Origin of the sequence: Janthinobacterium sp. CG_23.3, assembly GCF_046115965.1 — a bacterium.
Taxonomy (GTDB): domain Bacteria; phylum Pseudomonadota; class Gammaproteobacteria; order Burkholderiales; family Burkholderiaceae_D; genus Janthinobacterium.
In genome coordinates, this window is sequence record NZ_JBJXIB010000214.1 from 1 (window position 1) to 4,885 (window position 4,885).

A 4,885-nucleotide genomic window follows, 5' to 3' on the forward strand; every position below is an offset into this window, starting at 1 on the left:
CGCAAGCAAGGCCATGGCATGCTTGAGGTTCTGCTCCGGGCCTTCAACGGTAATCCTATCCCGCTTGCCGCATAGCGGCTGAACAGTCACCAAATATCTTGAGTGTCTTGAAATACGGCAAGTGACGCGTGCACTCGTCCGGCGGCGCGCCGCGACCGTCCATATAGAAGGCGAACAACCGTTCCAGCATACCGTCTCGCCGCGGGTTGTGATAGTCGATAATTGGCACCAGACGGGACAATAAATGGCCCCAGCCGAGAAGAATGCCGAGGCAGACTAAACGGTTGGCTTGATCAAAGCCATGTCCCAAGAGCGGAAGATGAGCCACGTAAGTACGAAGGCCCTCCGGAGTGGCATCGTATGCTTTGTCATATTTCGCATATTCTTCCCAGTATGCCAAGACGGTCGGGTAAAAACACTGCAGAGCAGGGAGATCGATTCCTGCTGAATAGTTTATCGTCAGTAAATTAATCGAGTTCCATGCCCGAGATCGCGTCATTGTCATTAACTTCGCGGCGTCTTTGTCTGCCATCCAAACTGGATTTTCCATATTTCTACCGACGCGAGGAATTCTCATCGCCAAGTCTTGCACCAATTCTAGGTATACCGAATAATCGAAAATTATCTCTCGCTTATTTTCTGAAAACTCTTTTAATGTAAAAATATTATTCATTTTATTTACTTAATAAGAATTGTGTCGGGAAGATCATTAATAATTGAATGTCATGTGTTGATCCGTTTGATTTTTATGTTTACTTAATTTACGGCCAGTCACCAACGATATCCAACGTTGATATAGGCAATTTATCTCTTCTTCCTCATATTCAGTAATTAATTTTCTTAATCGGTGACCAGGGGCCGTTAGTTTTTCTTCAGGTAAAACATATGAAATCCAAGCGTGGGTCATCTGAGTTGGTAGTCCAGTTGGTTCGCCATGTTTGTTTTTCCCTGGCGGATTGACACCACGCCGCACCGCCGTGTCATGGTAGTGCCACCATCAGTTTGAACGCATCGAAGATACTTGACTTGATATCGCCGACGATAAACGGTTTTGCTATATCTGTTGAGTTGGCCCACAAGTGGTCAATTCCGGTGTGCATGACACTTTTTTCTTCTTTGAGTTTTCCGTTGTTATTTAACTTTATTAAAAATTGCGTGCTTCTTTTTTTACAAAGTAATCTGTTAAGTGTTCGGCGATGACCGCTTGCTTGTTTCTGTTTCTGTTTTTTTGCGCAGCTTTTTTTGTCGACCTTCGTCGCATTCGGCGTCACATGATTTTCTTTGACATCTCGGTTTTTCTTTGCCAGCAGCCTTTTTTCTTTTTTCGACAGCGCGCGGGCCTGTTTTGTTGCGGTTGCGGTGACAACCTCCCGCGCTTCCACCTTGGCCGCTTTACCGCTGGTGCCAGCAAGCGCAGCCGTCGTGCCCGGCAGTTCATGCCCAAGCATTTTGGCATGCAAATTTTTGAGTTCGGCGAAAATCTCGTCGATCATTTTCGGCGCGCGCTGTTGCAGGCTCTTTAGTTCGCCGATGACTTCCTTCACCTGCGAGCGGCTGGTAAGCGCCTTCACGGCCCAACTGTCCAAGCCATCGATAAACGCCGCGAACGTCTTGTTGAGCAGTCCCTTGCATTCGCCGGCGAGGTTCTTCCAGTTGATATTGCGCATATATGCTTCAACATTGCCGCGCACTTTGGGCGAGACGGCTTCCAGGACGCGGCCGAAACTGTGGCCCTGCTGCATCAGTTTGAAGCTGACCTTCAACGTGTCGCCCGCACCCGGCACGCAGCCTATCAGTGTAATCACCAGCTCGATCCAGCCTATTATCGATGCCGGCGACTTGGCAACCAAGATGAGGCCGAAAATGAGGTCGCGCGCGTCCATCGCCTGGCCCAGGCCGAGAACTAAGCCGAGGACGCCGGTGAGGATGATTTGCGACGGCGACGTGCCTTTGCCGCTCACCAGTCCGCCCAGCCAGTCTCCGATGCCGTCGTCGGCCTGGCGCAAGATGCGCGCGGCCGCCGCCGCATCGGCCGCGCCGTGCGCCGCCGTACCGCCAATGTTACTCATGACGACTCGCCTTCGCTGTCATGCAGTTGCCGGTAGTCTTTTTCCGCTTGCAGGTCTTCAGGACTTTCTTCGTCGGCATATTTATAGTCGTCATAATGGAAATCATAGTCGAGTTCGCTGATAGCGCCGTCCGCTAGCGGCTCGGCGGCCATCTCGTCCAGTTCGTCGGGGAAAAAGTTGTCTTTGTAATAGGCCGCTTCCTGCGCCAAGTACTTCTCGAGGAAGGCTTCGGCCTCCTCCTAGGTGCGCGGCGCCACGCCGAAAAGCTGGTTCGGCTCCTGCTTCTGTCTAGGCACAACATCGCGCTCATCCTCGCCGTAGGTCACGGTGGCGGGGCGATTTGGCGTATTCTCTAGGCGCGCAAAGCCTTTGGCGTCGAGCTTGCCTTCGATTGACGTGCCATTGTCAAACTTCACCATGTACGGCGCTCCAACCATCGGCTGCATGTCATCCCAACGGTAATTCAACTCGATGAAGTTATTCAGGTCGGCATGATTCGGCAAATAGGGTAGTTTCGGGCTGCTGCTGGCCGGCCCGGTCAACTCCTTCATACTGGCCTTGAAATCCATCTTTCCCGGCCCGTGAATCATGATATTGCCGCCCTCGAGCTTCAAATAGGCGCCTTGCGCCGTCATCAGCAGGTGCTGCTTCGCGGCGATGTTGACGCTCTGGGTGACGCTGGCCACGGTGACGGCCTTGTCGGCGGTGATGCTGGTCTTGTCCGATTGGCTCTGGCTGCTGACCTTGCCGGTCGCCGCGTGCAGTTTGATGCCGGTTTCCTGGTTCGGCTTGTCTTTGTTGCCGGCCTTGCCGTAGGTGAACAGGCTGACGCCCGCCTTCACCAGGTAATAGCTGTTGCCCTGCGCGGCGAAGTTGATGTCCTGCCCGGCGGTGACGCTGCCGGTGTTGCCGGCGGCGAGGATGGCGTTCGCCGGCGTGGTCGCGGCGATGCCCGCCGGGCTCGACAGTTGCAACTGCGCTGCCGTGTAGGCCGTCACCGGAGTCTGCCCGCCGCCGCCGTCCCTACCCTTGAGCACCTCCACGCTGTTGGCCATCTGGGCGATCGCCGGCAATGTGTCCGGTGCCTGCTCGGCCTGGCCCTTGTCGTCCTTGATGCCGGCGTTGTGCTTTTGCGCGGTGCCGGCCATGCTCAGTTGCAGTTCGTGGCTGCGCTCGATCTGCGACTGCGCCTCGTTCGAGTCGAGCTGGATGCCGCTGGCGCCGTTGCGGGCGTCGCTCGAGAGCAGCATGCCCTTGCCGGCGCGCAGCGCGGCGCTGTGCTCGGTTTTGAGTTCGGCGCCGAAGCCGGCCTTGGCCTGGCGCTGGTTGTCGCTCTGGTGGCGCAGGTTCAGCTCGTCGGTGCCGCCGTGCATCCTGGCGTGGCGCCGCAGCGACGGGCGTGACTGGCCAAATGGGCTTTCAACCGTCCATGTAACGCCACACCGTTAAGCCGTACGCGGAACCAAGATTGAGCATCAATTCGTCTTGTTGGTACGATTTTACTTGCGGCGGAATATCAAGCGCTTCCCACCGGCCCGCCTTGGGGCACGACTGACCCGCAGTCGCGCGAAGCTCCCCGTCAGGCGGCGCCGCAGTGCCTGAAGCGGTCGGATCAGCCTGCATGTTTCTGGCGAAATCCACCAAGTCCTTCGGATAGAATTGCGCGTCGCGAAAGCTGCGGTCGTCAATGTCTAGCAAGTAGGTGATGGCGGCGGCTTCCCACGACCAGTATCCAAAAAAATTCATTCCCCGTTCATGACTGTCATGGTACGCCTCGCGACGACTCGCGTGGTACCACTGTTCCAGATATGTTGCCATCATTTCCGCTCGTTTCTCTTTTTCCGCGGAAAATATTTTTAGTGTTTTAAAATATGGGAGATGACGAGTACATTCATCGGGTGGCATTCCACGATCAGTAACGTAAAAGGAAACAAGACGCTCCAATAATCCATCTTTTTTAGGATTTTTAAAATCAATTATTGGCATTAATTTTTTAAGATGTTTTTCGTGTCCTAATAAAATAGTGAAGCATACTAATCGATTCGCTTGTTCGTAACCATCGCCAAGCAAAGGAAGTAGCGCTACATAGGCGCCCTCAGATTCCGCGCTGTTGTCGTATTTGATATAACGTTCTGAATACGTCATCCAACGTTCTAAGACCGTCTGGTAAATTCACGTAACTCACTTATCTCATGGCCAGCGCTATAGGCTAAAGTCAACTGGTTTAATGCGTCCCAGGCTCTTTCCTGCGCCGCCACTGCGGAATTATACAATGGAATTTTTTTTAGTTTTTCTTTTGGCAAATTTAAAATTTCTTTAAGTATGTCATCCCCTTCTTTGTAGAAAAAAAACTCTGCCTCATAATATTTGTAATCAAGTAAATTTTCTCGTTTAAGATTTCTAAATTCTTCGATTGTAAGTATATTTCTCATTGACTACTAGCGTAAAATATTATTCGGAAAATTAATTATCATTTAAATTTTATGTTTTTTTTATTTTTTATGTTTTTTGAGCTACTTGCAAAATGCCCCAGCCGGCGGGTCCGCGCACGCCGCTGATCGCTGCGCCAAGCGGTTTTTATGATTGATGCAGTCGAATTTCTGTCCTGTAGCGCTTTACGTCGTCATTTCATTGCCCTGCAAAGTTATTGCGCGCATGGCGCCACCGACCGCGCCTTGCGATTCCATGACCTGCCTGCTCAATTGCCCACCGTTCGCTACGTGTGACTGTTCAGCCGCTATGCGGCAAGCGGGATAGGATTACCGTTGAAGGCCCGGAGCAGAACCTCAAGCATGCCATGGCCTTGCTTGCGTAGC

Annotated in this window: 6 protein-coding genes; all 6 read right to left on the reverse strand. The window is 52.6% G+C overall.

Going from position 1 to position 4,885, the window contains the following annotated elements; translation table 11 throughout:
* Window positions 1–55: 55 nt before the first annotated feature.
* Complete coding sequence (locus ACFDR9_RS26915) at window positions 56–673, reverse strand: hypothetical protein (protein WP_409032963.1); 618 nt, start codon at window positions 671–673, stop codon at window positions 56–58.
* Between the two features lie 307 nt (window positions 674–980).
* On the reverse strand, window positions 981–2,069 hold the full coding sequence (locus ACFDR9_RS26920; RefSeq protein WP_409032964.1) for a hypothetical protein: 1,089 nt from the start codon (window positions 2,067–2,069) through the stop codon (window positions 981–983).
* A complete protein-coding gene (locus tag ACFDR9_RS26925; RefSeq protein WP_409032965.1) occupies window positions 2,066–2,278 on the reverse strand; it encodes a hypothetical protein in 213 nt (70 codons plus the stop codon). Before ACFDR9_RS26925 ends, ACFDR9_RS26920 begins: the two co-directional genes overlap by 4 nt.
* A 30-nt stretch (window positions 2,279–2,308) precedes the next feature.
* Window positions 2,309–3,442 (reverse strand): DUF2345 domain-containing protein, encoded by a 1,134-nt coding sequence (locus ACFDR9_RS26930; RefSeq protein ID WP_409032966.1) that lies wholly within the window; start codon window positions 3,440–3,442, stop codon window positions 2,309–2,311.
* A gap of 46 nt (window positions 3,443–3,488) precedes the next feature.
* Entirely contained in the window at window positions 3,489–4,214 is a 726-nt protein-coding gene (locus tag ACFDR9_RS26935) for a PoNe immunity protein domain-containing protein (protein ID WP_409032967.1), read from the reverse strand.
* Window positions 4,215–4,222: 8 nt separating this feature from the next.
* A complete protein-coding gene (locus ACFDR9_RS26940; protein WP_409032968.1) occupies window positions 4,223–4,501 on the reverse strand; it encodes a hypothetical protein in 279 nt (92 codons plus the stop codon).
* Window positions 4,502–4,885 lie beyond the last annotated feature (384 nt).